The organism is Streptococcus oralis (genome assembly GCF_022749195.1).
Lineage (GTDB): Bacteria > Bacillota > Bacilli > Lactobacillales > Streptococcaceae > Streptococcus > Streptococcus oralis_CI.
In genome coordinates, this window is sequence record NZ_CP094226.1 from 404,969 (window position 1) to 430,951 (window position 25,983).

Genomic DNA, 25,983 nt, shown 5'->3' on the forward strand with positions numbered 1-25,983 from the left:
GGACTAAGAATGATTGAATATAAAAATGTAGCGCTACGCTACACAGAAAAAGATGTTTTGAGAGATGTTAATTTACGGATTGAGAATGGAGAGTTCATGGTTTTAGTTGGACCTTCTGGATCCGGTAAGACGACCATGATTAAGATGATTAACCGTCTCTTGGAACCAACTGATGGAAATATTTATATGGATGGCAAGCGCATCAAAGACTATGATGAGCGTGAGCTTCGTCTTTCTACTGGTTATGTTTTACAGGCCATTGCTCTGTTTCCCAATCTAACGGTTGCGGAAAATATTGCCCTCATTCCTGAGATGAAGGACTGGAGCAAGGAAGAAATTGCTCAGAAAACTGAAGAGCTTTTGGCTAAGGTTGGTTTACCGGTAGCTGAGTATGGGCATCGACTTCCAAGTGAACTATCTGGTGGAGAACAGCAGCGGGTGGGCATTGTCCGTGCCATGATTGGTCAGCCTAAGATTCTCCTCATGGATGAGCCCTTTTCAGCCTTGGATGCTATTTCGAGAAAACAGTTGCAGGTTTTGACGAAAGAATTGCATAAAGAATTTGGGATGACAACGATTTTTGTGACCCATGATACGGATGAAGCTTTGAAATTAGGTGACCGTATTGCTGTTTTGCAGGATGGAGAGATTCGTCAGGTGGCGAATCCTGAGACGATTTTAAAGGCCCCTGCAACGGACTTTGTAGCAGACTTGTTTGGAGGTAGTGTTCATGACTAATTTGATATCAACTTTTCAGGATCGTTTTGGTGACTGGGTAACAGCTCTATCTCAACATTTGCAGTTGTCGCTTTTGACTTTGTTACTAGCTATTTTTATAGCGATTCCTTTGGCTGTTTATCTTCGCTATCATGAGAAGTTGGCGGACTGGGTCTTGCAGATTGCAGGAATTTTCCAGACTATCCCGTCTCTGGCCTTGTTGGGACTCTTTATCCCCTTGATGGGAATTGGAACCTTGCCTGCTTTGACGGCTCTAGTGATTTATGCGATTTTTCCAATTTTGCAAAATACCATCACTGGGCTGAAGGGAATTGATCCAAGTCTGCAAGAAGCTGGGATTGCCTTTGGGATGACTAGATGGGAGCGTCTCAAGAAGTTTGAAATTCCACTTGCCATGCCGGTCATTATGTCTGGTATTCGGACGGCAGCGGTTTTGATTATCGGTACGGCAACCTTGGCTGCCTTGATTGGGGCAGGGGGACTGGGTTCCTTTATCCTTTTGGGAATTGACCGCAATAATACCAGTCTGATTTTGATTGGGGCCCTTTCTTCAGCAGTGCTTGCCATTGCCTTTAACTTCCTACTAAAAGTGATGGAAAAAGCAAAATTGCGGACGATTTTCTCTGGTTTTGCCTTGGTGACCATATTGCTCGGTCTGTCTTATAGTCCAGCCCTCTTAGCTCAAAAAGAGAAAGAAAACTTGGTGATTGCTGGGAAATTGGGACCTGAACCAGAAATTTTGGCAAATATGTATAAGTTGCTGATTGAAGAAAATACCAGTATGACTGCGACTGTTAAGCCGAATTTTGGGAAAACAAGCTTCCTCTATGAAGCTCTGAAAAAAGGGGACATTGATATCTATCCTGAATTTACTGGTACGGTGACTGAAAGTTTGCTTCAGCCATCACCCAAGGTAGGTCATGAGCCAGATCAGGTTTATCAGGTGGCGCGTGATGGCATTGCCAAACAGGATCATCTGGCCTATCTAAAACCTATGTCTTATCAAAATACCTACGCTGTAGCTGTTCCGAAAAAGATTGCTCAAGAATATGGCTTGAAGACCATTTCGGACTTGAAAAAAGTGGAAGGGCAGTTGAAGGCAGGCTTTACACTCGAATTTAATGACCGAGAAGATGGCAATAAGGGCTTGCAATCAATGTATGGTCTCAATCTCAACGTAGCGACTATGGAGCCAGCTCTTCGCTATCAGGCAATTCAGTCAGGCAATATTCAAATCACAGATGCCTATTCGACAGATGCAGAGTTGGCGCGTTATGATTTGCAGGTCTTGGAGGATGACAAGCAACTCTTCCCACCTTATCAAGGAGCGCCACTCATGAAAGAAGCTCTTCTCAAGAAACATCCTGAGTTGGAGACAGTTCTCAATAAACTAGCAGGTAAAATTACTGAAAGCCAGATGAGCCAGCTCAACTACCAAGTCGGTGTTGAAGGCAAGTCAGCAGAACAAGTAGCCAAGGAGTTTCTCCAAGAACAAGGTTTGTTGAAGAAATAGATTGAAAATGTCAAACTCAACTTCTTTAAATGACCATACAGAAGAATGCTCAGACAATCTTGTCTGGGCTTTTTTGATATTAGAGTTACTAAATGTCATTTAAAATGGAAAATAATACTCAATGAAAATCAAAGAGCAAACTAGGAAGCTAGCCGCAGGTTGCTCAAAGTACAGCTTTGAGGTTGTAGATAGAACTGACGAAGTCAGTAACATATATACGGTAAGGCGACGCTGACGTAGTTTGAAATTGATTTTCGAAGAGTATAAGACGAAATTTTCAGGATTTTCTAGATTTTTACTGTAAATACACTTGACTATTCAGAAATTAGGTGTATAATGTGTTGTGAACTACTTAACAAATAAAGATTTTCAGCTCATGTCGACTAAGGATGGAAATCTTGTGTATAGACAGTTCAGTAGATATATAATAGAGCGTTGCGTCCGAAAGTCTATCCAGACACGGCTCTTTAAAAACAAAAGGAGAAGATTATGAAAACAGAACCGATTCATCGTACCAGTATGTGGAAATTTAAGTTAAGTGCTGCCACCATGACTTTGATTCCCGCTGCCGTGGGGATTAACTATGTTGCCAAAGCATTGGCGGAGGGGTTAAAGTTGCCCGTTTGGCTGGGGTCTTTGGGAACCTTTCTTACCAGCATGTTGGCTGGGCCGGTTGCCGGTGCCATTAGTGGTTTCATCAACAACGTGATCTATGGGCTGACCTTATCGCCAATTTCAACCGTGTATGCGATTACCAGCATCGGAATTGGGATTGCTGTAGGAGTTTTGCACGCCAATGGGTGGTTCTCGTCAGCGCGACGAGTATTTGTTTCTGCTATTATTATTGCCATCGTTTCAGCTGTCATTTCAACGCCACTCAACGTCATCTTTTGGGGTGGTCAGACCGGTATCGCTTGGGGTGACTCATTGTTTGCGGTAATGGTCGCCAATCATGCACCAGTGTGGCTGGCCTCATTTACCGATGAGTTTGTCTTGGATATTTTGGATAAAGTCTGCGTGGCCTACCTGGCATTCTTCATCTATCGTCAGCTGCCGAAGCGGATGGTGCACTTCTTTAGAGATGATAAATGATGACTGATAAAACATTGATTTCTGGAGCGCCACGGGTCAAGCTCAAGTGGTACCAGGTGATCGATCCGATTACTAAGCTTTTGTTCATCTTGGACATGACGTTGTTGAGCTTTGCCAGTATGAATTTATTGCTTCAGGCCGGATTAATTCTTGTCGCAACACTGCTATTGTTATTTTCCAAATTGAGTTCTACCACCTTTAAGGCGCTGGGATTCAGCCTGTTTCTGATTTGCACCATGCTGATCATCCAAGGGTTATTTTACAGTCGGAATCAAACTGTGCTGTTTTCTGTGCTTGGGGTGTCGTTCTACAAAGAGGGCCTGATTTACGCCACCACTCTGGGTTGTCGAGTATTGGTGATTATTTTGACCAGTGGCTTTTTTATGGTGACCACGAGTATTTCAGAAAACGCGGCCTATTTGGAACTGTCCGGATTGTCTTATAAAACCGTCTACGTTCTGATGTCGGTGTGTTATATTTTGCCGGAAATGATGCGCAATATGCGGAAAATCCAGCAGGCACAAAAAGTTCGCGGAACCAATCCGCAAAAAACGTTGATTCAGAAATTAAAGTCAGTCCTGCCGGTTCTAATTCCATTGGTGATTAAGACCTTGGATCAATCGATGACGCGGTCGATTTCTCTCCAACTGAGAGGTTTTGATAATCTCAACCGGACTGTCAGAACCTCCCAGCGCGTGTATCGCCTGTCGCGGACGCTGCACATTGGTCTGACTGGATTGGCAATTTTATTGATTGGGTGGAAGATATGGACGAAGATAAACGGATTGTAATTGAAAATTTGACCACCCTTTATCCGGGTACTGAGCAACCACAACTGCGTCAGATTAACGCGGAGGTTCATACCGGCCAGGTGGTTGGGATTATCGGGAATAGCCACTCCGGCAAATCGACTTTGTGCCGTGTGCTGGCAGGGGTCATTCCCAAAATTGTGTCTGCTAAGATTGAGGGCGATTGGCACATGTTTGGCCAGCGAGTGTCTGACAATTGGCCCGTTTATAATGCCATGAATGGAGTTGTACTGCAAAATCCAGCTGGCCAACTAAGCGGGTTGGCAGACACGGTTGCCGATGAAATCGCCTTTGACTTGATTAATCAGGGAATGGCTGAAGGACTGATTCAAAAACGGGTTGAAGAAGTTGCCACGCAAATGGGGCTGATTGAACAGCTGAATTTGCGTCCCGAGAGCCTTTCCGGTGGTCAGATCCAGCGGTTGGCAATTGCCACGGCGATTGTGGCTAATCCGGCTGTTTTGATTATGGATGATCCGACCAGTGAGATGGATCCCCTTGGCCGCCGGCAATTTTTCCAATGGCTGGCCCAAGTCAAAGAGACGACTGTCTTCATTGTCACCAGTGAAATTGACGATTTGTGCGAAGTCGCCGACGTTGTGTGGGTGCTGCACGAGGGTCAAATGGTAGCCCAGGGCAGGCCGGGTGAGGTGTTTAATCATTTGGCAGCTGACTGGCAGATTCCAGCCCCGACAATCCAGCAACTTGCTCAAAAAATGGATTGGCACTTGGCTGATGGCCGGTATCCGGTGAATTACGCTGATCTGAAGGAGGTTCGTTATGTCCACAATTGAACTGAGCCACCTGACGTTCACTTATCCGGAACGGTCCTTTAGCTTGGATGTTGAAGACAAACACTTCGCCGATCCGATGGTGGCGATTGTCGGCCAAAATGGTGCCGGCAAATCAACGCTCTTCAAATTGTTGACGGGTTTGCTGACACCACAAACCGGTGTGATTAAGATCGATGGAGAAAATTTTAATGATCTTAAACCAGTCGAAAAGTTACTGAAGGTTGGGATTACTTTTCAGAATCCTGACGATCAGCTTTTCAACCCGACCGTTCAACGAGAGGTGGAGTGGAATGTCGCGCAGGTCATAGATGACCACGACACGATTACGAGGCGGGCTTTAGCGGCTCTAAAAAGAGTTGGCTTGGATGATAAAACAGCTGAAAGTCCATATGACCTGTCATTGTCGGAACGCAAGCTGTTGAGCGTTGCCACAGTTTTGGCGGTGGATCCGGCGATTTATTTATTTGATGAGCCGATGATGTCGCTTGATTGGGAAAGCCGGCGCAAGTTGACCGCAATTTTCCATCAGTTGGCTGATTCGGGCCACCAAGTTGTGACCATCACCCATGACATGGATTGGGTCGCCGCCGAGTTTGAGTCAGTGTATGTTATGGAACACGGGAAGTTTGGCTTCGCCGGCAGTCCACGGGAATTGTTCAGCAATCACGAACTTGTCCAGCGAGTGGGATTACTACCACCGCGGATTATGGACATAGCGGAGTCGCTGGGTGATTCACAGACATATTTATCGGTTAATGATTATTGCCAGAAAAATCGAGATGTATAGAAAAAGTCACCTCTGCGGGTTTTCCAGGTTGAAGGATTAACTTCAGCTTCTGGCAAGAACTCACATGGGTGACTTTTGTGTTTAATAACGTTTCATGATCATCGGGTGCTTCCTCAGATCACTCGGTTTGATTTTACTTTGTTTCATGGTCATAATCATATACCATTTCTTTTGGATTTTTTGTTTGACTAATACAAAATAGGTCTTCATAGGTCTTCGCATTTTTAGCGCCTATTAGGATCATCAGTATAATTTTCTGAATTAGGAGACTGTCCCATCACTATTCGAACTTCGTCTCCCAACTTACGCTGTTCCCATTCATCCGTGAATCCTTTAAATCGCAATTCTGGAACTTTCTTTTTAACTGAATCATCTATTTTCGCCATAGTCCCCACCATTTTATTGGTTTTTCTTGTTCTTCTATCCTTTTTTGATCTTTGATTTGTTCCTGTAAATTTTCCAACTTCTCTTTAAGAGCGTTCACTTCATCTTTATATTGATTGTCTAAGTGTTTGAATTCTGTTTCCTGTGAGGGCATTTTGAGGGCTTTTAAGTTATCATTTTCCGCCTTGTATTCTTCTAGCAACTTTTTATCTTGCAAGGCTAATCATTGTTACTGGTCTAACAAATTAGTTAGTTTTTCTATTTGTTGGTCTTTGGTATTTGATTTGCTACTACTTTCTACTTTACCTAAAATTATTTTTTCTGCTTTAGAATTTATTAGATTAGACCCATTGGAACTTTTAAACTGTAATTCTTTTGGTAACCTTTGGTAGTGATATTGAATATTTTGTTTTGTAACACTCAACTCATCCGCCAGCTCTTTGATCGTTTTTAAGTCTTCACTCATGGTTTAAGTCCTGCCTTTTAACCGTTGGTAGATATTGTTCAATGGCTTTTTTGAGGTAGCGTGCGATATTATGCTTAGAATATTCTTCACGTCTGCTGGCAACATAAGACAAGTGGTCTTTAACACTATTTAGCCCTCTTAATTCTTTCAGTTCGTCATAGAGGGGGTAAACATGGACTTGCAATTCTGCCATGATTTTTGTATCTTGCATTTCAAACGGACTTAGCAACATATTTTCTAGCAATAGCGTGGTGTACTTGCTTTTCATTGTTCAATAGCTAGCTTATCTTCGGTTTCTGCTTTGCGTGCTTTATCTTCTTGATAGGCGGTATCTTCTAACTTATAGCTGTTATCGTCTGCTCGACGTTTCTTTCGTAACCAGATATCCAATGTTAAACCGTCCGCATCAATCGCTCGATAGAGATAATGCCAACGCACCTTAATTTTGATATAGGTTTCATCCATTTTCCACGAATAGAAGGACTGTTTATTTTTCTTTTTCCAGAGATGATAGAGGATTTTACTGTATTCTTGAACCCACCGATAAATCGTAGTGTGACAAACATTTATTCCACGGTCATAAAGCAATTCCTGAACTTCACGATAGCTCAGATTGTAACGTAGGTAATAACCAACAGCGACAATGATGACGTCTTGTTGGAATTGTTTGCCTTTAAAATGATTCATCTCTCAAGCCTTACTAACCTTTTTTCTGCTCTTTGAGAAGCTGAAGGTCGTGCTAGTAACTACCTATTTGGTTTGATTAATTCCATCATTTATCTGGTGCTTGCCCTTCAAAAAGGCTTCTATGGTGAGGTTTTAACAACTCTCAATTTTACAATTATGCAGCCAATTGGTCTCTTGGTTTCGATTTATCAAGCCCAGTTTAAGAAAGAACAACAAGAGTTTGTCGCACGTAAACTAGACGGCAAGGGTTGGACAAAATATCTTTCTATTAGTGTTCTTTGGTGGTTGGCCTTTGGGTTTATTTATCAGTCTATCGGAGCTAATCGTCCCTATCGTGATTCTATCACTGATGCGACCAATGGTGTAGGGCAAATCCTCATGACAGCTGTTTACCGTGAACAATGGATATTCTGGGCAGCTACCAATGTCTTTTCTATCTATCTCTGGTGGGGAGAAAGCCTGCAAATCCAAGGGAAATACCTAATTTATCTCATCAATAGTCTAGTTGGGTGGTATCAGTGGAGCAAGGCAGCAAAAAGCGCTTAAAAAAGTAAAAAAAGGATCAGATGATCCTTTTTTTGTGTTAGAGCAAAATGAATAATACCGTAATGACAATAGCGCTCGTTATACGAACGATGTGGTGCGAGATATGTTGTTTTTCTTTCTGTTGGCCGTTCCAGTAGGCTCCATAGCAGACGATGCTCGAACCCACAATCCATAGAAGAATGGTTGCAACTGGAACGAAGTAAAAGATGGCTAGAGCCAGAGATGTGAGGCAACTGCCGACCAAGATGCACGTGTTTCCCAGACTGTAGTTCTTCTGTTTCATGGCTGAAAAAGCAGCAGCAAGGTGAAGCAATGAGAAGGCGAGAGCTAGTACAATTGTTAGTATTCCTAGAATCATCGAAGTTAACATAGTTTGTTCCTTTCTGAGTTTCAGGCTTAGTTATCAAGTGGAGTTGTAGAGGTCATCTCTATTACATCAAGGTAAAATCTCACCACTTGCTCTTCGGTATAAGATTCTCCTTTTTTTAGCCACCAAGTCAGGGTCTCGATAAAGTTCGTCACAACAAAATGCTGGAGGTAGGAGGCCGGAATGTTTGGATAGGCTTCTTGCAAGTCATCCGCCACCATGGGATAAACGTGGTGTTCGAGCTCCTTGTGTAGTTGGCGGAGGAAGTAGTCGTTTTTGGAAAAAAGGAGACTGGTGACATGGTCCTGGTTTTTCTGAAAATGTAAAAAGATATGTGCGAGGTAGTCCTCGGTAGTAAAGTGTCCTTCCCTTTCAAAGAGATGGTGAAAGAGGTAGCGACAGAGCTCATCTAAAAGGAGTTCCTTACTTTCGTAATGACAGTAAAAAGTAGAACGTCCAACATCTGCTAGGTCAATGATGTCCTGGACAGTAGTGGCATCATAGCCTTTGTCGTTTAAAAGTTGTAAAAAAGCTTGATAGATGGCTTTTTTAGTCTTACTGACTCGACGATCTCTTTTTGGCATATAGACACTTGAGACAAACTGTTCAGAACTGAACATGGCTGACAGTTTGCTTCTATCCTTTCTTTGAATTTTATTAGATAATACAAATGAAAGAAGTATGTATATACCCATTATACCAAAGGAGGGAGAGAAATGAGTTCTAAAACATCTATCTGGCTAGCTTTTTTCTTAAATTTAAGCTATGCGATTGTTGAGTTTATCGCAGGAGGAATCTTTGGTTCGAGTGCAGTTCTTGCTGATTCTGTTCATGACCTGGGGGATGCTATAGCCATTGGTATCTCAGCCCTTTTAGAAACAATCTCAAACCGTGAAGAAGATAGACAGTACACCTTGGGTTACAAACGTTTTAGTCTTTTAGGGGCAATGCTAACGGCTGTGATTCTTACGATAGGGTCTGTCCTAGTGATCTTGGAAAATATCACAAAGATCGCTCACCCGCAACCCGTTAATGAGGAGGGCATCCTCTGGCTGGGAATCATTGCAGTAGTTATTAATGTGCTAGCAAGTCTGGTAGTTCGAAAGGGGAAAACAAAGAACGAGTCTATTTTGAGCTTGCATTTTTTGGAAGATACCCTTGGTTGGCTGGCTGTCATCCTAATGGCGATTATCCTCCGATTTACAGATTGGTATATCCTTGATCCGCTTTTATCGCTGGTTATTTCCATCTTTATTCTGTCAAAAGCCATTCCTCGCTTTTGGAGCGCACTGAAGATTTTCCTAGATGCTGTGCCAGAAGGGGTCGAGACACATGATTTGGAGAAGGATTTAGAGGCTCTACCCAATGTCAACAGTGTCAATCAACTTAGTATTTGGTCCATGGACGGTCTAGAGAACAATGCTATTGTTCACATTTGTATTAAGGACTGGGAGCAGATGATGGAGACCAAAGAAGTGGTGCGTCAATGTTTAGAAGAAAGAGGCGTGCAGAATATCACTATTGAAGTGGACAGCAGTCAAAGTAATCATGCGCAACATAAGCGGAGGATGAGAGAGTTAGAGCAGAAGCATGGGCATCATTAGTAAAAAGTAAAGAATGATTAAGCCCCTATGTTATTTTAAATAGAGTATTTCTTTTCGGTTTAAATATTTTAAAAGTTTGATCCTATAAGGCTCTGTATAAACTTTACTTAGTTGTTTGGTAATTAAAAAAATTTTTCGATTAGATGCAAAAAGTTTGACTTGGAGTCAACTCAAAGTTGTATAATAAGATGAATGAGTTATAGTTGCTTAAATTCAGTGAAGATAATGAAAGGAGGCTAGTATATGAATATTAAATCTGCCAGCGACTTATTAGGAATTTCAGCGGATACGATTCGGTATTATGAGCGAGTTGGTCTTGTGCCACCGATTACTCGAACCGCAACTGGAATTCGTGACTTTCAAGATCAGGATATAGAAGCACTGGAATTTATTAAGTGTTTCCGTTCGGCGGGTGTCTCTGTAGACAGTTTAGTTGACTATATGTCGCTCTACCAAAAGGGGGATGAAACGAGAGAGGAAAGGCTTGGTATTTTAGAAGACGAAAAGAAAAAATTAGAGGAGCGCTTGTCTCAGTTACAGACGGCTTTAAATCGCTTAAATCACAAAATTAAACTTTACAAGGAAGGAAAATTTTAAATGAAATCAGCAGTATATACAAAGGCAGGCCAGGTTGGACTTGCTACAATTGAACGTCCGCAAATTATAGAAGCAGATGATGCTATTATCCGCATTGTCCGTACTTGCGTTTGCGGATCGGACCTCTGGAGTTATCGTAATCCCGAAATCGAAGAAGGGCATGGAAATAGTGGTCATGAGGCGATCGGGATTGTCGAAGAAGTCGGAGAGGCTATTACAACGGTCAAACCGGGAGATTTTGTCATTGCACCTTTCACCCATGGCTGTGGGGAGTGTGATGCCTGTCGCGCTGGCTATGATGGGACTTGTGACCGCCATATTGGCACCAATTGGTCAGGTGGTGTCCAGGCTGAGTATATCCGTTTCCACTTTGCTAATTGGGCACTGGTTAAAATCCCTGGACAGCCTTCAGATTATAGCGAAGGTATGCTAAAATCCCTATTGACTCTTGCTGATGTCATGCCGACAGGCTATCATGCGGCGCGTGTTGCTAATGTGCAAAAAGGGGACAAGGTGGTCGTTATCGGTGATGGGGCTGTTGGTCAATGTGCTGTCATCGCGGCTAAAATGCGTGGTGCATCGCAAATTATCCTGATGAGCCGTCATGAAGACCGTCAACAAATGGCCTTGGAGTCAGGGGCGACAGCTGTTGTGGCTGAACGTGGCGAAGAGGGAATTGCCAAAGTCCGTGAAATCCTTGGTGGTGGAGCAGATGCAGCCCTTGAATGTGTTGGGACTGAAGCAGCCGTAGATCAAGCCCTTGGGGTTCTTCACAATGGTGGACGTTTAGGCTTCGTTGGTGTTCCTCATTACAATAACCGTGCGCTCGGTTCTACCTTTGCTCAAAATATTTCAGTGGCAGGTGGAGCAGCCTCAGTTACTACTTATGACAAACAATTTTTGTTAAAAGCGATTCTTGATGGAGACATCAATCCAGGCCGTGTCTTTACATCAAGTTATAAATTGGAAGATATTGACCAGGCTTATAAAGATATGGATGAACGCAAGACCATTAAGTCTATGATTGTGATGGATTAACAATGAAAATCCTAATGGAGATTTGAGACTCTCTATTAGGATTTTTTGATTTATTATATTAGTTGAGTTATGGCAGCGTACTCTCTCTCAGAGTCAGTCTTGTTCCCAACATAGTCAAGCTAGAGATTTTCCGACCGTGGAGAACTTCCTTGTTAAGAATATCCATACCTGCTCGGCCCATTTCCTCGGTATAGACAGTGATGCTTGAAAGAGGAGGATAGACCTGCTTGGTCAGGCTAGTGTCGTTAAAAGAAATGAGGCTGACGCGGTCTGGTAGGCTAATTCCTGCTTCTTGAAGGGCACGGAGGGCACCGATGGCTAAACCATCGCTGGCAGCGAAAAAGGCTGGTGGGAGTTGTTCTCCTAGCTTGTGAATGGCCTCCTTCATCAAGTCATAGCCAGACTGGGCAGTAAAGCTCCCTTGAAAGACCAGTTTTTCATGGTAGATTCCATTTGCTTGGGTAATGTCTTTGAAATTTTCTAGCCGCTTATCCTGGATAATTTCTTCCTGGTCGGTTGTTTCCTCAAGACCTGTGAGAATTCCGATACGGTTCATCCCTTGGCTGAGGAAATGGTCTACAACTTGTTTCACAGCAGTGTAAAAGTCAGTAATAATACAGGTGTGTCCCAACGAGAGGGTATCACTGTCTATAAAGACTAAAGGTTTTTGGTATTCTTCAAAGGCGGCAATCTGTGCTCGGCTAAATTTTCCGATGCAGAGAATGCCAATCACTTCTTCGCTCAGAGTAAAAGGATGGTCGTTGAAATAGCGCAAGATATCATAGTCCAACTCTTGGGCTCTTTTTTCAATACCGAGACGAATCTGATAGTAGTAGAGATCGTCCAACTCCCCTTGTTCGCTGACCCATTGGATAATGGCAATCTTTTGTTTGGGTTTGTGGGATTCGCCTGTCTTGAGGTGCTTAGTATAGCCCAGCTCTTCAGCGACAGTTAAAATGCGGTGTCTGGTTTCTTCTGTAACAGATAGGCTCTGGTCGCGATTGAGGACACGAGATACGGTCGCGATAGAGACAGAGGCTAGCTGTGCAATGTCTTTTAAGGTAGCCATAAATCCTCCTCCTTTTAGGTTAGTATATCATATTTTTCTGCTTTTTACTGATAGTTTAGTAAAAGTTTAGTAAAAAGGATTGACCTTAGCAAATCCCTTGGATACAATAGAAGAAAACGATTACACGTTAAGATGACTTAACGGACAGTCAAAGGAGAATTTATATGACACAACATCTTACTGCTGAAGCCCTTCGCAAAGACTTTCTTGCCGTTTTTGGTCAAGAAGCAGACCAAACTTTCTTTTCACCAGGTCGTATCAATTTGATTGGTGAACACACAGACTACAACGGTGGGCACGTTTTTCCGGCGGCTATTTCTTTGGGAACCTATGGAGCGGCTCGCAAGCGTGACGACCAAGTTTTGCGTTTCTACTCAGCCAACTTTGAGGACAAGGGCATTATCGAAGTACCTCTTGCTGACCTCAAATATGAAAAAGAGCACAGCTGGACCAACTATCCAAAAGGTGTTCTTCATTTCTTGCAAGAAGCTGGGCACATGATTGATAAAGGGTTTGATTTTTATGTTTATGGGAATATCCCAAATGGTGCTGGCTTGTCTTCATCAGCATCCTTGGAACTCTTGACAGGGGTCGTGGCAGAGCATCTCTTTGATTTAAAACTAGACCGTTTGGATTTGGTTAAAATCGGAAAACAAACAGAAAACAACTTTATCGGAGTCAACTCTGGTATCATGGATCAGTTTGCTATCGGTATGGGGGCTGACCAACGTGCTATTTACCTAGATACCAACACATTAGAATATGACTTGGTGCCCCTTGATTTGAAGGACAATGTTGTTGTTATCATGAATACCAACAAACGTCGTGAATTGGCAGATTCCAAATACAATGAACGCCGTTCTGAGTGTGAAAAAGCAGTGGAAGAATTGCAAGCTGCCTTGGATATTCAGACCTTGGGTCAATTGGATGAGTGGGCTTTTGACCAATACAGCTATCTGATTAAAGACGAAAATCGTTTAAAACGTGCTCGCCATGCTGTGCTTGAAAACCAACGTACTCTTAAAGCTCAAGCAGCACTTCAAGCAGGTGATTTGGAAACATTTGGTCGCTTGATGAATGCTTCTCACGTCTCTCTAGAACATGACTATGAAGTAACTGGTTTGGAATTGGACACACTTGTTCATACAGCTTGGGATCAAGAAGGTGTTCTGGGTGCTCGTATGACAGGGGCAGGTTTTGGTGGCTGTGCCATTGCCTTGGTGCAAAAAGATGCTGTTGAGGCCTTTAAGGAAGCTGTAGGCAAGCATTACGAGGAAGTAGTTGGATACGCTCCAAGCTTCTATATCGCTGAAGTTGCAGGTGGCACTCGCGTTTTAGACTAGGAGAGAAGTAAATGGACGCTGTAATATTTGATTTAGATGGCTTATTAGCTGATACTGAGATCATTTCTCTAAAAGTTTATCAAGAATTGCTTAAAGATTTTGGAATTCCTTTCACAGAAGAAACATATTCTAGAGAATACAGTGGACATAGGGAAGAGGAGAATGTTCAACGATTTTTAGATACCTATGATTTACCTTGGAACTTTGAACAAACCTTGGAAAAAGTTTATGAACTGGAAGCTCGAATATTAGCCAAAGGTGTAAATTTAAAAAAAGGTGCTAAAAATTTGCTTGCTTTTTTGCAAAGAGAAGGTATTCCAATCGCTCTAGCAACTTCAAGTGTTGAATCTAGAGCTAGAATGATTTTGGATAGTAATGGTATACTGTCCTTATTTGACCATCTAGTTTTTGCAAAAGATGTAAAGCGAAGCAAACCTTACCCTGATATATTTTTAAAGGCCTGTATTGATTTGAATGTTTTACCAGAGAATTGCTTAGTACTAGAGGATAGTGAAGCAGGGATTGAAGCAGCGTATAGAGCTGGGATACCAGTTATTTGTATTCCAGACTTAAAAATGCCAGCACAGTCTTTCTTAAATAAAACAGAACAAGTTTTTCAGGATTTAGATGCTGTCAGAGACTATTTAGAAAGTAAGAAGGAGAATCAATGAGTCAGGGAATTCTAGATGCATTTATCACGGAAGTCATTGCTGGAAGTTCATTTGAGGAAATGGATCGAATCTACCTGACCAATCGTGTTTTGGCGCGAGTGGGTGAAGGTGTTTTGGAAGTTGAGACTGATCTAGATGAGTTGATTGACCTCAAGGACCAGCTGGTCGAAGAAGCGGTTCGATTAGAGACGATTGAGGATAGTCAGACTGCGTGTGAAATCCTCGGTGCTGAACTGATGGACTTGGTAACCCCTTGTCCAAGTCAAGTCAATCGTGACTTCTGGAAAACCTATGCCCAGTCACCAGAGCAGGCAATTGCAGATTTTTACCAACTTAGCCAGAAAAACGACTACATCAAACTCAAGGCCATTGCTAAGAATATTGCTTATCGTGTACCGTCTGACTACGGTGAACTGGAGATTACCATCAATCTCTCTAAGCCTGAAAAGGATCCAAAGGAGATTGCGGCAGCCAAGTTAGTCAAGTCTAGTAACTATCCTCAATGTCAGCTCTGTATGGAAAATGAAGGCTACCATGGTCGTGTCAACCATCCAGCTAGAACTAACCATCGTATTATACGTTTTGATATTTCTGGGCAGGAGTGGGGCTTCCAGTATTCGCCCTATGCATACTTTAATGAGCACTGTATCTTCTTAGATGGTCAGCATCGACCTATGGCGATTAGTCGTCAGAGTTTTGAGCGTCTGCTGGCGATCGTAGAGCAATTTCCGGGATATTTTGCGGGTTCGAATGCGGACCTGCCAATCGTTGGTGGTTCTATCCTAACCCATGACCACTATCAGGGAGGACGTCACGTGTTTCCTATGGAATTAGCTCCCTTGCAAAAGGCTTTCCGATTTGCTGGTTTTGAGCAGGTCAAGGCTGGAATTGTCAAGTGGCCTATGTCAGTGCTACGTTTGACTTCGGATTCCAAAGAGGACTTGAGCAACTTGGCTGACAAGATTTTGCAGGAATGGCGGCAATATTCAGACCCTGAAGTACAGATTTTGGCAGAGACAGACGGGACACCGCATCACACCATTACACCCATTGCCCGTAAACGCGATGGACAGTTTGAGTTGGACTTGGTCTTGCGAGACAATCAGACATCGCCAGAGCATCCTGATGGCATCTATCATCCCCACAAGAATGTCCAACATATCAAGAAGGAAAATATCGGCTTGATTGAGGTCATGGGCTTGGCTATTTTGCCACCACGTCTGAAAGCAGAAGTGGAGCAAGTTGCCAGCTATCTTGTAGGCGATGATGAAGCAGTTGCCTCTTATCATCAGGAATGGGCAGACCAGATCAAAGATCAACATCCGGACCTAGCGGATAAAGAAAAAGCCCTTGAAATCGTTAAGGACTCTGTGGGCGCTATTTTTGCGCGTGTTTTGGAGGACGCAGGGGTTTACAAGCAGACGGAACAAGGACAGGTAGCCTTTATGCGCTTTGTAGAACAGGTAGGAATTTTGCCAAACTAGGAGCTTTCTCCTTGCGCAGTCCTATAAAAAGTAGTATCATAGTGTCGTTTGAACTATCAGGAGGAAACGATGAAAGATTTTCATTTTGACGCTATATCTGCCTTTGAAAATTACGAAATAGAAAAAATGAGAGACGGTCACGTTGTGGTGACGACAAAAGTAGTGGACTCGTCGCTCAACTACTATGGCAATGCCCATGGTGGCTATCTCTTTACCCTTTGTGACCAGATCAGTGGTTTGGTGGTTATCTCGCTAGGGCTTGATGGAGTGACGCTCCAGTCCTCTATCAACTACCTCAAAGCAGGAAAACTCGACGATGTGCTGACCATTAAAGGAGAATGTGTCCATCAAGGTCGCACAACCTGTGTCGTGGATGTCGATATCACCAATCAAGAAGGCAGAAATGTCTGCAAAGCCACCTTTACCATGTTTGTCACAGGCCAGCGGTCAGAAGAAAGACAGGTAAGGATATAAATAAACAAAAAAGAGGCTCACACCTCTTTTTCTTATTTCTTTTTCCGATTTAATACAGCATTGAGTACAATTGCGAGTAGGCTTGCTACGACAATTCCGTTTGAGAAGAACATTTGGAAGGCTGTCGGCATGCTGACAAAGAGATTGCTATTGTTGAGTCCGACACCTGCAGCGATGGAGACAGCTGCGATAAGGAAGTTGTGTTCATTGTTAGCAAAATCAACGCGAGCGAGGATTTGCATCCCTTGAAGGGAAACAAAACCAAACATCACCAGCATGGCCCCTCCAAGAACAGGGCTCGGAATGATTTGGGCGAGGGCTCCAAACTTAGGTAGGAGTCCAAGGAGGACTAGGAAACCAGCTGCGTAGTAGATTGGCAGACGGGTCTTGATACCAGACAATTTGACCAAGCCAACGTTTTGTGAAAATCCGGTGTAAGGGAAGGTGTTAAAGATTCCTCCGAGAAGTACGGCTAAACCTTCTGCACGGTAACCGTTACGCAGGCGCGTGCTGTCGATTGGGTCATTAGTAATATCAGACAAGGCCAGATAAACACCAGTGGACTCAACCATAGAAACCGTTGCAATGATACACATCATGACGATGGATGAGATTTCAAAGGTTGGCACCCCAAAGTAGAGGGGAGTTGGAACATGGACAAGCGGTGCTGCAGCCACAGGAGAGAAGTCAACCAAGCCCATGGTAGCAGCAATGGCGGTTCCGACAACTAGACCAATCAAAATAGAGATAGACTTGATAAATCCTTTGGTAAAGATGTTAATCAAGAGGATGATCAGAACAGTAATAGCAGCAAGCAAAAGACTTTGACCAGTTGGCTCTGGGACATTATTTCCCATATTTCCAATAGCGACAGGAATCAAGGTTAAACCAATCGTGGTAATAACAGAACCTGTTACGATAGATGGGAAGAGATTGGCCACTTTTGAGAAAATACCTGAAATCAGAACCACATAAATTCCTGATGCGATAAGGGCACCAAACATAGCACCACTACCATGGCTTTGCCCAATCATAATTAAAGGAGCGACGGACTGGAAGGCAACTCCGAGAACGACTGGTAGTCCAATTCCGAAGTATTTGTTGAGTTGGAGTTGAAGGAAAGTGGCCACCCCACACATGAAGATATCTGTGGAGATTAGATAGGTCAACTGCTCAGCTGAATAGCCAAGGGCTGTCGCAATCATGATGGGAACCAGGATAGAACCTGAGTACATGGCTAGTAAGTGCTGCAAGCCAAGAACGGCTGCTTGCGAATGTTTTTCTTGTTTTTGCATTAGAGATCTGCCTCCTTAAATACGACCTGACCATTTTCGAAACGATCCAAGCGAGCCAGTGATAGGACTGGATACCCTGCTTTTTCAAGCAAATTACGACCATCCTGGAAAGATTTTTCAATCACGATACCAATCGCTTCAACTTTTGCTCCAGCTTGTTCGATGATTTGGATCAAGCCTTTGGCAGCTTGGCCATTAGCAAGGAAATCGTCAATAATCAATACCTTGTCCTCTGGTGAAAGGAATTTTCCAGCGATGGAAACGGTGCTTGTCACCTGCTTGGTAAAGGAGTAGACTTGGGCAGTTAAGATACCTTCGTTCATGGTGATGTTTTTAGCTTTCTTGGCGAAAATCATGGGAACGTTTAAGGCTTCAGCTGTAAAAACGGCTGGGGCAATGCCTGAAGCTTCAATGGTTACGACCTTGGTAATGCCAGCAGTAGCAAATTTTTCCGCAAATACCTTACCAATCTCTCGCATCAAGCTAAAGTCAACTTGGTGGGTTAGAAAGGAATCCACTTTGAGGATGTTGTCACCCAAGATATGCCCATCCTCGAGGATGCGCTCTTCTAATAATTTCATAAGACCTCCTAAAGTCTAAAAGCAAGTTTACTTGTTGGTTAAATATTTCTATAGTGAACCAGTTTGCTAGTACTATATATTTGATAAAACTAGTACGAGCGAAGCGAGTTTTATCAAATATTTCCCGCCGTAGTGGTATCATAGACAATAATCTTGTTATTGTCTATGACGGGATTTTTGAGACTTTTGGCTCAAAAATTAGGGATGAAATTCCCTGGATTCCTGAAATTACTCACAGGGTAATTTCACCTCCCGTCCGCACTAATTAAGGGAAATATTAAAAATATTTAGTTTACACTTAAAGGCGTGATTTAACAAAAATATTCAAAAAGGACCTACTTAATCCCCTAAGTAAGTCCCCAAAATAGGCATGGCCAAAACCATACCTTCAGCTGACATACTCATTGTTAGGTGTTCCGGCACCTTGTAGAAACGTCGTGCCAATTCACGACATAAACAAGTAAAATGATATTCAATTTTAAACAGGCCGCTGCCAATGTTTTTATTTTACACCAATTAGCTTTATAAATCAAATATTTTGTTAGTAAATAGATCATAAAAGCGAACGAAAAAGCCTACAAGGCTAGATAGTATTGTAGACTTCGATTATTCTATTCGCTAAATCTTAGAAAATAACCATCTGGATCCAAAACGGCAAATTCATGAGGATAGATATAGTGATCCCCAACACGAAATGTTCGTTTAGTCAAAGGACGATAAATAGGATAGTCAGCTTCCAGCAGTTTTTGGTGGAGCTGAGGGACATCTTCAATGCCAAAGGAAATATTGACACCGCGCCCGAAAGGATAGGTTAGTTGGGCTAATTCTTCTGTGCTGCCTTCTTCTAGCATAAGTTGGCAGTCTTCAAGCGAGAGGAAGAGAAATTTCTCCTCTGGACGCTCGTATTCGACAGAAAATCCCAGCAAGTCGCAGTAGAAGTGGCGTGACTTTTCGAGGTCAGATACTACAAATTCAGGAATGACAGCTTGATAGTCCATTAGCTTTCTCCTTAGAGTTCAATTTCCAATACAATCGGCGTATGGTCTTGACGCGCACCTGAGTCAATCATGTCAGACTTAGTCACCTTGTCAGCCACGCGATTGCTGGTGAGCCAGTAGTCGATTCTCCAGCCTGTATTGTTGATTTTAGAAGTCTTGCTGCGTTGCGCCCACCAAGTGTAACGTTCCGGGACATCGCCGTGAATGTGACGGAAGGTGTCAGCAAATCCAGTTGCCAAAAGGTTGGTAAAGCCAGCACGTTCCTCGTCTGTAAATCCTGGTGAACGGCGGTTGCTGGCAGGATTTGCAAGGTCTATTTCCTTGTGAGCTACGTTGTAGTCTCCAGTCGCAAGGACTGGTTTTTCTTTGTCTAGTTGCGCCAAATACTCAGCGTATTTGACGTCCCAGACTTGGCGTTCTTCCAAGCGTTTGAGCCCATCGCCAGCGTTTGGAGTGTATACTTGGGTCACGAAAAATGCATCAAATTCCAAGGTGATGATGCGGCCTTCCAAGTCCATGGTAGAAGGAGCCCCGATTTCTGGGAAGCTAATCGTTGGTGTGAGTTCTTTCTTATAAAGGAACATGGTTCCAGCGTAGCCTTTGCGAGCAGGTTCTTGAGAGGAACGCCAAGTGTTTTCATAACCTGGGAAGAGTTCTTCTAAAATTTCCAAGTGTTTTTTTGTAGGCCCTTTTGCAGAAAGCTTGGTTTCCTGAATAGCGATAATATCAGCATTTTCGGCTACCAAGGTTTGTAGGACTTCCTGTGACAGTTTGGCGCGAGCTGAGTCGCTCGTTAGGGCTGCATTTAGGGAATCGATATTCCATGAGATGAGTTTCATAAAGTTACCTTTTTCATTGAGATTATAGACTATATTATACCAAAAAAAGCTCTATTTCCCCAACGTATGGTTTGAAAAATTACCCTCTTTCGTTTATAATGAAGAATGATTTTATGAAAGGGAGTGAAAATACATGAAATTCTATTCTTATGACTATGTCCTTAGCCAAATCGGTCAGCAAAATGGCATCATGATTGGTTTAGGGATTGTCCTATTAGCTGTGACAGGATTTTTAGCTTTCAAGGCTTATCATGATAAAAAGGGGAGCAAATTTCGTGAGTTGGTCATGATTTCAGCTTTGACCTTATTAGCTCTCCTTTTGGTCAGCATCACGACTTATCAAAACAATCAAGTATCTAATAATAAATTTCAAGCTTCACTTCATTTCATCGAGCTTGTTTCCAAAGAATTGGGCGTAGACAAGTCAGAAGTCTATGTCAATACTTCTGCAGATACGGATGGTGCACTTATCAAGGTAGGAGATCGCTATTACCGTGCTTTGAACGGAAGTGAGCCAGACAAGTACCTGTTAGAGAAAGTGGAATTGTATAAAACAGATGCAATTGAACTGGTGGAGGTGAACAAATGACACTCAATTATATCGAAATTTTAATTAAACTAGCCTTGGGGCTCTTTTCTTTGGTTTTTGTAATCAATGTGACAGGAAAGGGCAACCTGGCGCCTAACTCAGCAATAGATCAAATTCAGAACTATGTACTCGGGGGTATCATCGGTGGGGTGATTTACAATAGTGCCATCAGTATCCTTCAGTATGCAGTTATCCTGATTATGTGGACCATTCTGGTCTTGACTCTCAAATGGCTCAACAATAATGTTCACTTTGTGAAACGTTTGATTGATGGGAAGCCAACCCTGCTTATCAAAAATGGGAAGATTGATCCAGAAGCCTGCCGTTCGGTTGGTTTATCAGCAGCGGACGTAGCACTTAAGCTCCGTAGCCAGGGAATTTTCCAAATGAAACAAGTCAAACGCGCTATGCAGGAGCAGAACGGTCAACTCATCGTAGTCCAAATGGGAGATGAGAATCCCAAGTATCCTGTTGTCACAGACGGTGTTATCCAAGTCGAAATTTTGGAGACCATTGGTCGGAGCGAAGAATGGCTGCTTGATAACCTCAGTAAACAAGGGTATGATAATGTTGCCAATATCTTTATCGCTGAGTATGACAAGGGTGTCGTCTCAGTCGTAACTTATGAATAAGAAAAACCTGGGGTCTTGTACTCTTCAAAAATCAAATTCAAACTGCGTCAACGTCGCCTTGTCGTATGTAGGTTACTGACTTCGTCAGTTCTATCTACAACCTCAAAGCAGTGCTTTGAGCAGCCTGCGGCTAGTTTCCTAGTTTGATCTTTGATTTTCATTGAGTCTTGGTCTCAGGTTTCCATTTGCAATCAGAAAGGGATTTTATGTCCATTATTCAAAAACTTTGGTGGTTTTTCAAGTTAGAAAAGCGCCGTTATCTAGTCGGGATTGTGGCCTTGGTCTTGGTTTCCGTCCTCAATCTCATTCCCCCCATGGTCATGGGACGGGTGATTGACGCCATCACTGGGGGACAATTAACCCAGCAGGACCTCCTTCTTAATCTATTTTATCTACTGCTGGCAGCCTTTGGGATGTACTATCTACGCTATGTTTGGCGCATGTATATCCTTGGGACTTCCTACCGTCTGGGGCAGATTATGCGGTCTCGCTTGTTTGAGCATTTTACTAAAATGTCGCCAGCCTTTTATCAAACATATCGGACAGGGGACCTGATGGCACACGCCACCAATGATATCAACGCCTTAACCCGTTTAGCAGGTGGAGGTGTTATGTCTGCGGTGGATGCTTCTATCACGGCACTGGTGACTTTGCTGACCATGCTCTTTAGCATTTCTTGGCAGATGACCTTGGTTGCCATTCTTCCCTTGCCTTTCATGGCTTATGCCACCAGTCGTTTAGGGAGAAAGACCCACAAGGCCTTTGGCGAGTCACAGGCAGCCTTTTCCGAACTCAATAACAAGGTGCAGGAGTCTGTATCAGGTATTAAGGTGACCAAGTCTTTCGGTTATCAGGCGGACGAGTTGAAGTCCTTTCAAGCAGTCAATGAATTGACCTTCCAAAAGAACCTGCAAACCATGAAATACGACAGTCTCTTTGACCCCATGGTTCTCTTGTTTGTTGGTTCGTCATATGTTTTAACCCTCTTGGTCGGTTCCTTAATGGTGCAGGAGGGGCAGATTACAGTTGGGAATCTGGTCACCTTTATCAGCTACTTGGATATGCTAGTTTGGCCTCTTATGGCCATTGGCTTCCTCTTTAATATCACTCAGCGAGGCAAGGTTTCTTACCAACGGATTGAGGATCTTTTGTCTCAGGAATCACCTGTACAAGATCCTGAATTTCCTCTGGACGGTATTGAAAATGGACGTTTGGAGTACGCCATTGACAGCTTTGCTTTTGAAAATGAGGAGACACTGACGGATATTCACTTTAGTTTAGAAAAAGGGCAAACTCTTGGTTTGGTCGGGCAGACAGGCTCTGGGAAAACGTCCTTGATTAAGCTCCTCTTGCGAGAATACGATGTGGATAAGGGTGCTATTTACCTAAATGGTCATGATATTCGGGACTATCGTCTGACAGACCTTCGTAGCCTCATGGGCTATGTTCCTCAGGACCAGTTCCTCTTTGCGACCTCGATCTTAGACAATATCCGCTTTGGCAATCCTAACTTGCCCCTTTCAGCAGTTGAGGAAGCGACTAAGCTAGCTCAAGTTTATAAAGATATTGTGGACATGCCTCAAGGATTTGATACAGTTATCGGTGAAAAAGGGGTCAGTCTATCTGGTGGGCAAAAGCAGCGCCTAGCCATGAGTCGAGCTATGATTCTAGACCCTGATATCTTAATTTTGGATGATTCCCTGTCCGCCGTGGATGCCAAGACAGAGTATGCCATCATCGACAATCTCAAGGAGACGCGGAAGGGTAAGACAACTATCATCACAGCACATCGTCTCAGTGCAGTTGTTCATGCAGATTTGATTTTGGTTCTGCAAAATGGCCAAATTATCGAACGCGGTACACACGAAGACCTGCTAGCTTTAGATGGCTGGTATGCCCAAACCTACCAGTCTCAGCAGTTGGAAATGAAAGGAGAAGAAGATGCAGAATAAGAAAGAACAATGGGCTGTATTGACGCGCTTGATGTCCTATCTCAAGCCCTATGGCCTCCTGACCTTTTTGGCACTCAGTTTTCTCCTTGCGACGACGGTCATTAAAAGTGTCATTCCCCTTGTGGCTTCCCACTTTATCGACCAGTACCTCAGCAATCTTAATCAACTGGCCGTGACCGTTTTGCTGGCCTACTATGGCCTCTATATCCTGCAAACTCTGGTTCAGTATGTCGGCAATCTTCTCTTTGCGCGGGTGTCCTACAGTATTGTCAGAGATATTCGTCGCGATGCCTTTGCCAATATGGAAAAACTCGGCATGTCTTATTTTGACAAGACGCCAGCAGGTTCCATCGTCTCTCGTTTGACAAATGACACCGAGACCATCAGTGATATGTTTTCGGGAATTTTGTCCAGCTTTATCTCAGCAGTTTTCATCTTTCTGACAACACTGTATACCATGTTGGTGCTGGATTTTCGTTTGACAGCTTTAGTCTTGCTCTTTCTTCCCTTGATTTTCCTGTTGGTCAATCTCTATCGGAAAAAATCAGTGAAAATCATCGAAAAAACCAGAAGTCTCTTGTCAGATATCAATAGTAAGCTGGCAGAAAATATCGAGGGAATCAGGATTATCCAGGCCTTTAATCAAGAGAAGCGCCTGCAAGCAGAATTTGATGAGATTAACCAAGAACACTTGGTCTATGCCAACCGTTCTGTAGCCTTGGATGCCCTCTTTTTGCGCCCTGCCATGAGTTTGCTGAAACTCTTAGGCTACGCCGTCTTGATGGCCTACTTTGGCTATCGTGGTCTTTCTATTGGGATAACGGCCGGAACTATGTATGCCTTTATCCAGTACATCAACCGTCTTTTTGATCCCTTAATTGAGGTGACGCAAAACTTTTCAACCCTTCAAACGTCCATGGTATCTGCAGGTCGTGTCTTTGCCTTGATTGACGAAACGACCTATGAGCCTCTTCAAAAAGATGGGCAAGCTAAAGTCAAAGAAGGCAATATCCGTTTTGAACATGTGTGTTTCTCATATGATGGCAAACATCCGATCCTGGATGATATTTCCTTTTCAGTAAAGAAAGGTGAAACCATTGCTTTTGTAGGACATACAGGTTCTGGGAAATCTTCGATTATCAATGTCCTCATGCGCTTTTATGAATTTCAGTCAGGCCGCGTTCTTTTGGATGATGTGGATATCAGGAACTACAGTCAGGAAGAGCTGAGAAAAAACATCGGTCTGGTCTTACAGGATCCCTTCCTCTATCATGGGACTATCAAGTCCAATATCGCCATGTACCAAGATCTTAGTGATGATCAGGTACAGGCTGCGGCTGCCTTTGTGGATGCAGATTCCTTTATTCAGGACCTTCCGCTGGGTTATGATGCACCTGTGTCTGAGCGTGGTTCGAGCTTTTCTACTGGCCAACGCCAGCTTCTTGCCTTTGCCAGAACAGTCGCAAGTCAGCCTAAAATCTTGATTTTGGATGAAGCGACAGCCAATATTGACTCTGAAACAGAAAGTTTGGTTCAAGATTCCCTAGCCAAGATGAGGCAGGGTCGGACGACCATTGCTATTGCTCATCGCCTTTCGACCATCCAAGACGCCAATTGCATTTATGTCTTGGACAAGGGGCGCATCATTGAGAGTGGAACCCATGAGGAACTCTTGGACTTGGGAGGAACCTATCACAAGATGTATAGCTTGCAGGCTGGAGCTATGTCCTAATACTCTTTGGAAATCTCTTCAAACCAAGTCAGCTTTATCTGCAACCTCAAAGCTGTACTTTGATTTTCATTGAGCACCAGAAGGAAATTCTTCAAATCACAGATTTCTTGTACCGCCTTTTCCATTTTGTGGTATAATGAAAAATGTTGACAAATAGTATAATAAAAACAAAGGAGAAACAGCATGCTGAAATGGGAAGACTTGCCCGTGGAAATGCAATCAAGCGAGGTTGAGTCCTACTACCAGCTTGTCTCTAAAAGGAAGGGTTCGCTGATTTTCAAGCGTTGCCTGGATTGGGTTCTGGCCCTGTTTTTGCTACTTTTGACTTCTCCCGTCTTTCTTATCTTGAGCATTTGGATCAAGTTGGATAGCAAGGGACCTGTCATTTACAAGCAAGAGCGCGTGACCCAGTACAACCGTCCGTTCAAGATTTGGAAGTTCCGTACTATGGTAACGGATGCGGATAAAAAAGGAAGCCTGGTGACTTCTGCTAACGATAGCCGTATTACCAAAGTGGGAAATTTCATTCGCCGTGTGCGTCTGGACGAACTGCCTCAGCTGGTCAATGTCCTTAAAGGCGAAATGTCCTTTGTAGGAACAAGACCTGAAGTGCCACGCTACACCGAGCAGTATAGCCCTGAAATGATGGCGACCTTGCTCTTACCCGCAGGGATTACCTCCCCAGCAAGTATCAACTACAAGGACGAGGATACTATCATCAGTCAAATGACGGAGAAAGGCCTATCGGTTGACCAAGCCTATGTCGAACATGTCCTCCCTGAGAAGATGCGCTATAACCTCGCCTATCTTCGAGAGTTTAGTTTCCTTGGAGACATCAAAATCATGTTTCAAACCGTGTTTGAAGTGCTAAAATAAAGTAGTCATGAGAAAATGAGTACAGA

At 43.3% G+C, this 25,983-nt stretch carries 29 protein-coding genes, 2 pseudogenes and 1 riboswitch; of the genes and pseudogenes, 19 read left to right on the forward strand and 12 right to left on the reverse strand.

Translation table 11 applies throughout. The features are described from left to right. The first annotated feature begins 9 nt into the window (after window positions 1-9). The 6 genes from MP387_RS02015 to MP387_RS02040 all read left to right on the forward strand — a co-directional run bounded on the left by MP387_RS02015 (window position 10) and on the right by MP387_RS02040 (window position 5,733). Entirely contained in the window at window positions 10-738 is a 729-nt protein-coding gene (locus MP387_RS02015) for an ATP-binding cassette domain-containing protein (RefSeq protein ID WP_242747289.1), read from the forward strand. Further along, complete coding sequence (locus MP387_RS02020; RefSeq protein WP_242747291.1) at window positions 731-2,251, forward strand: ABC transporter permease/substrate-binding protein; 1,521 nt, start codon at window positions 731-733, stop codon at window positions 2,249-2,251. The genes MP387_RS02015 and MP387_RS02020 overlap by 8 nt, the downstream gene beginning before the upstream one ends. A gap of 489 nt (window positions 2,252-2,740) precedes the next feature. After that, window positions 2,741-3,343, forward strand: a complete 603-nt coding sequence (locus tag MP387_RS02025) for a hypothetical protein (RefSeq protein WP_000846129.1) — start codon at window positions 2,741-2,743, stop codon at window positions 3,341-3,343. After that, the gene (locus MP387_RS02030) at window positions 3,343-4,134 is read left to right on the forward strand and encodes an energy-coupling factor transporter transmembrane component T (protein ID WP_000130448.1); all 792 of its coding nucleotides are present in this window, start codon (window positions 3,343-3,345) and stop codon (window positions 4,132-4,134) included. The genes MP387_RS02025 and MP387_RS02030 overlap by 1 nt, the downstream gene beginning before the upstream one ends. Further along, window positions 4,110-4,946: an ABC transporter ATP-binding protein gene (locus MP387_RS02035; RefSeq protein WP_242747293.1), complete on the forward strand. Its 837-nt coding sequence runs from the start codon at window positions 4,110-4,112 to the stop codon at window positions 4,944-4,946. The genes MP387_RS02030 and MP387_RS02035 overlap by 25 nt, the downstream gene beginning before the upstream one ends. After that, window positions 4,933-5,733, forward strand: coding sequence for an energy-coupling factor ABC transporter ATP-binding protein (locus MP387_RS02040; protein WP_049478413.1), 801 nt, complete (start codon window positions 4,933-4,935; stop codon window positions 5,731-5,733). Before MP387_RS02035 ends, MP387_RS02040 begins: the two co-directional genes overlap by 14 nt. A gap of 224 nt (window positions 5,734-5,957) precedes the next feature. Here the strand turns inward: MP387_RS02040 and MP387_RS02045 are convergent, their stop codons facing one another. From MP387_RS02045 to MP387_RS02065, 5 genes and pseudogenes are all read right to left on the reverse strand, one after another. Beyond that, window positions 5,958-6,119 carry a hypothetical protein gene (locus tag MP387_RS02045; protein ID WP_242747295.1) on the reverse strand — a complete coding sequence of 54 codons (162 nt, stop codon included), beginning with the start codon at window positions 6,117-6,119 and terminating at the stop codon, window positions 5,958-5,960. Beyond that, on the reverse strand, window positions 6,107-6,334 hold the full coding sequence (locus MP387_RS02050; protein ID WP_001152920.1) for a hypothetical protein: 228 nt from the start codon (window positions 6,332-6,334) through the stop codon (window positions 6,107-6,109). Before MP387_RS02050 ends, MP387_RS02045 begins: the two co-directional genes overlap by 13 nt. Before the next feature lie 12 nt (window positions 6,335-6,346). After that, on the reverse strand, window positions 6,347-6,583 hold the full coding sequence (locus tag MP387_RS02055; RefSeq protein ID WP_242747296.1) for a plasmid replication protein: 237 nt from the start codon (window positions 6,581-6,583) through the stop codon (window positions 6,347-6,349). Further along, complete coding sequence (locus tag MP387_RS02060; protein WP_423218896.1) at window positions 6,576-6,851, reverse strand: hypothetical protein; 276 nt, start codon at window positions 6,849-6,851, stop codon at window positions 6,576-6,578. Before MP387_RS02060 ends, MP387_RS02055 begins: the two co-directional genes overlap by 8 nt. A gap of 95 nt (window positions 6,852-6,946) precedes the next feature. Beyond that, window positions 6,947-7,270: pseudogene (locus MP387_RS02065) on the reverse strand (IS6 family transposase); the annotation flags it as partial. 39 nt (window positions 7,271-7,309) lie between these two features. Between MP387_RS02065 and pnuC the strand changes: the two are divergent. Continuing rightward, window positions 7,310-7,816, forward strand: a pseudogene (pnuC, locus tag MP387_RS02070) (nicotinamide riboside transporter PnuC); the annotation flags it as partial. Between the two features lie 37 nt (window positions 7,817-7,853). Here pnuC and MP387_RS02075 read toward each other — a convergent pair. Together MP387_RS02075 and MP387_RS02080 are read right to left on the reverse strand one after the other, a co-directional pair. Next, entirely contained in the window at window positions 7,854-8,186 is a 333-nt protein-coding gene (locus MP387_RS02075) for a glucuronide permease (RefSeq protein WP_242747299.1), read from the reverse strand. Between the two features lie 26 nt (window positions 8,187-8,212). Continuing rightward, on the reverse strand, window positions 8,213-8,767 hold the full coding sequence (locus MP387_RS02080) for a TetR/AcrR family transcriptional regulator (RefSeq protein ID WP_242747301.1): 555 nt from the start codon (window positions 8,765-8,767) through the stop codon (window positions 8,213-8,215). A 132-nt stretch (window positions 8,768-8,899) separates the two neighbouring features. Between MP387_RS02080 and MP387_RS02085 the strand changes: the two genes are divergently transcribed. From MP387_RS02085 to MP387_RS02095, 3 genes are all read left to right on the forward strand, one after another. Beyond that, the gene (locus MP387_RS02085; RefSeq protein ID WP_242747303.1) at window positions 8,900-9,787 is read left to right on the forward strand and encodes a cation diffusion facilitator family transporter; all 888 of its coding nucleotides are present in this window, start codon (window positions 8,900-8,902) and stop codon (window positions 9,785-9,787) included. Window positions 9,788-10,030: 243 nt separating this feature from the next. Then, window positions 10,031-10,384, forward strand: coding sequence for a stress response transcriptional regulator NmlR (nmlR, locus tag MP387_RS02090; protein ID WP_242747305.1), 354 nt, complete (start codon window positions 10,031-10,033; stop codon window positions 10,382-10,384). After that, window positions 10,385-11,422 (forward strand): zinc-binding dehydrogenase, encoded by a 1,038-nt coding sequence (locus MP387_RS02095; RefSeq protein WP_242747307.1) that lies wholly within the window; start codon window positions 10,385-10,387, stop codon window positions 11,420-11,422. It abuts the gene before it with no gap. Between the two features lie 67 nt (window positions 11,423-11,489). Here the strand turns inward: MP387_RS02095 and galR are convergent, their stop codons facing one another. Further along, window positions 11,490-12,491: a DNA-binding transcriptional regulator GalR gene (galR, locus tag MP387_RS02100; protein ID WP_242747309.1), complete on the reverse strand. Its 1,002-nt coding sequence runs from the start codon at window positions 12,489-12,491 to the stop codon at window positions 11,490-11,492. A gap of 164 nt (window positions 12,492-12,655) precedes the next feature. Between galR and MP387_RS02105 the strand changes: the two genes are divergently transcribed. The 4 genes from MP387_RS02105 to MP387_RS02120 all read left to right on the forward strand — a co-directional run bounded on the left by MP387_RS02105 (window position 12,656) and on the right by MP387_RS02120 (window position 16,463). After that, the gene (locus tag MP387_RS02105; RefSeq protein WP_242747311.1) at window positions 12,656-13,834 is read left to right on the forward strand and encodes a galactokinase; all 1,179 of its coding nucleotides are present in this window, start codon (window positions 12,656-12,658) and stop codon (window positions 13,832-13,834) included. Between the two features lie 11 nt (window positions 13,835-13,845). Next, window positions 13,846-14,505: an HAD family hydrolase gene (locus tag MP387_RS02110; protein WP_242747313.1), complete on the forward strand. Its 660-nt coding sequence runs from the start codon at window positions 13,846-13,848 to the stop codon at window positions 14,503-14,505. Next, a complete protein-coding gene (locus tag MP387_RS02115; RefSeq protein WP_242747316.1) occupies window positions 14,502-15,989 on the forward strand; it encodes a UDP-glucose--hexose-1-phosphate uridylyltransferase in 1,488 nt (495 codons plus the stop codon). The genes MP387_RS02110 and MP387_RS02115 overlap by 4 nt, the downstream gene beginning before the upstream one ends. A 69-nt stretch (window positions 15,990-16,058) precedes the next feature. Further along, on the forward strand, window positions 16,059-16,463 hold the full coding sequence (locus MP387_RS02120; protein ID WP_000651199.1) for a PaaI family thioesterase: 405 nt from the start codon (window positions 16,059-16,061) through the stop codon (window positions 16,461-16,463). 32 nt (window positions 16,464-16,495) lie between these two features. Here MP387_RS02120 and MP387_RS02125 read toward each other — a convergent pair whose 3' ends face one another. From MP387_RS02125 to MP387_RS02140, 4 genes are all read right to left on the reverse strand, one after another. Next, window positions 16,496-17,758 carry a nucleobase:cation symporter-2 family protein gene (locus MP387_RS02125; RefSeq protein WP_242747318.1) on the reverse strand — a complete coding sequence of 421 codons (1,263 nt, stop codon included), beginning with the start codon at window positions 17,756-17,758 and terminating at the stop codon, window positions 16,496-16,498. Beyond that, complete coding sequence (locus tag MP387_RS02130; RefSeq protein WP_242747319.1) at window positions 17,758-18,339, reverse strand: xanthine phosphoribosyltransferase; 582 nt, start codon at window positions 18,337-18,339, stop codon at window positions 17,758-17,760. Before MP387_RS02130 ends, MP387_RS02125 begins: the two co-directional genes overlap by 1 nt. A 384-nt stretch (window positions 18,340-18,723) precedes the next feature. Beyond that, window positions 18,724-18,819, reverse strand: a riboswitch (purine riboswitch). Window positions 18,820-18,950: 131 nt separating this feature from the next. Further along, window positions 18,951-19,337, reverse strand: a complete 387-nt coding sequence (locus MP387_RS02135) for a bleomycin resistance protein (RefSeq protein WP_042902628.1) — start codon at window positions 19,335-19,337, stop codon at window positions 18,951-18,953. 11 nt (window positions 19,338-19,348) lie between these two features. After that, complete coding sequence (locus tag MP387_RS02140) at window positions 19,349-20,176, reverse strand: exodeoxyribonuclease III (protein WP_242747321.1); 828 nt, start codon at window positions 20,174-20,176, stop codon at window positions 19,349-19,351. 133 nt (window positions 20,177-20,309) lie between these two features. On the opposite strand from MP387_RS02140, the gene MP387_RS02145 reads away from it, so the two are divergent. The 5 genes from MP387_RS02145 to MP387_RS02165 all read left to right on the forward strand — a co-directional run bounded on the left by MP387_RS02145 (window position 20,310) and on the right by MP387_RS02165 (window position 25,957). Then, a complete protein-coding gene (locus MP387_RS02145) occupies window positions 20,310-20,765 on the forward strand; it encodes a DUF3290 family protein (protein WP_242747323.1) in 456 nt (151 codons plus the stop codon). Beyond that, window positions 20,762-21,397 carry a DUF421 domain-containing protein gene (locus MP387_RS02150; protein WP_000174434.1) on the forward strand — a complete coding sequence of 212 codons (636 nt, stop codon included), beginning with the start codon at window positions 20,762-20,764 and terminating at the stop codon, window positions 21,395-21,397. Before MP387_RS02145 ends, MP387_RS02150 begins: the two co-directional genes overlap by 4 nt. Window positions 21,398-21,603: 206 nt before the next feature. Beyond that, window positions 21,604-23,349: an ABC transporter ATP-binding protein gene (locus MP387_RS02155; RefSeq protein WP_242747324.1), complete on the forward strand. Its 1,746-nt coding sequence runs from the start codon at window positions 21,604-21,606 to the stop codon at window positions 23,347-23,349. After that, the gene (locus MP387_RS02160; protein ID WP_242747326.1) at window positions 23,339-25,081 is read left to right on the forward strand and encodes an ABC transporter ATP-binding protein; all 1,743 of its coding nucleotides are present in this window, start codon (window positions 23,339-23,341) and stop codon (window positions 25,079-25,081) included. Before MP387_RS02155 ends, MP387_RS02160 begins: the two co-directional genes overlap by 11 nt. 183 nt (window positions 25,082-25,264) lie before the next feature. Continuing rightward, complete coding sequence (locus MP387_RS02165) at window positions 25,265-25,957, forward strand: sugar transferase (protein ID WP_000922221.1); 693 nt, start codon at window positions 25,265-25,267, stop codon at window positions 25,955-25,957. The last annotated feature ends 26 nt before the right edge of the window (window positions 25,958-25,983 follow it).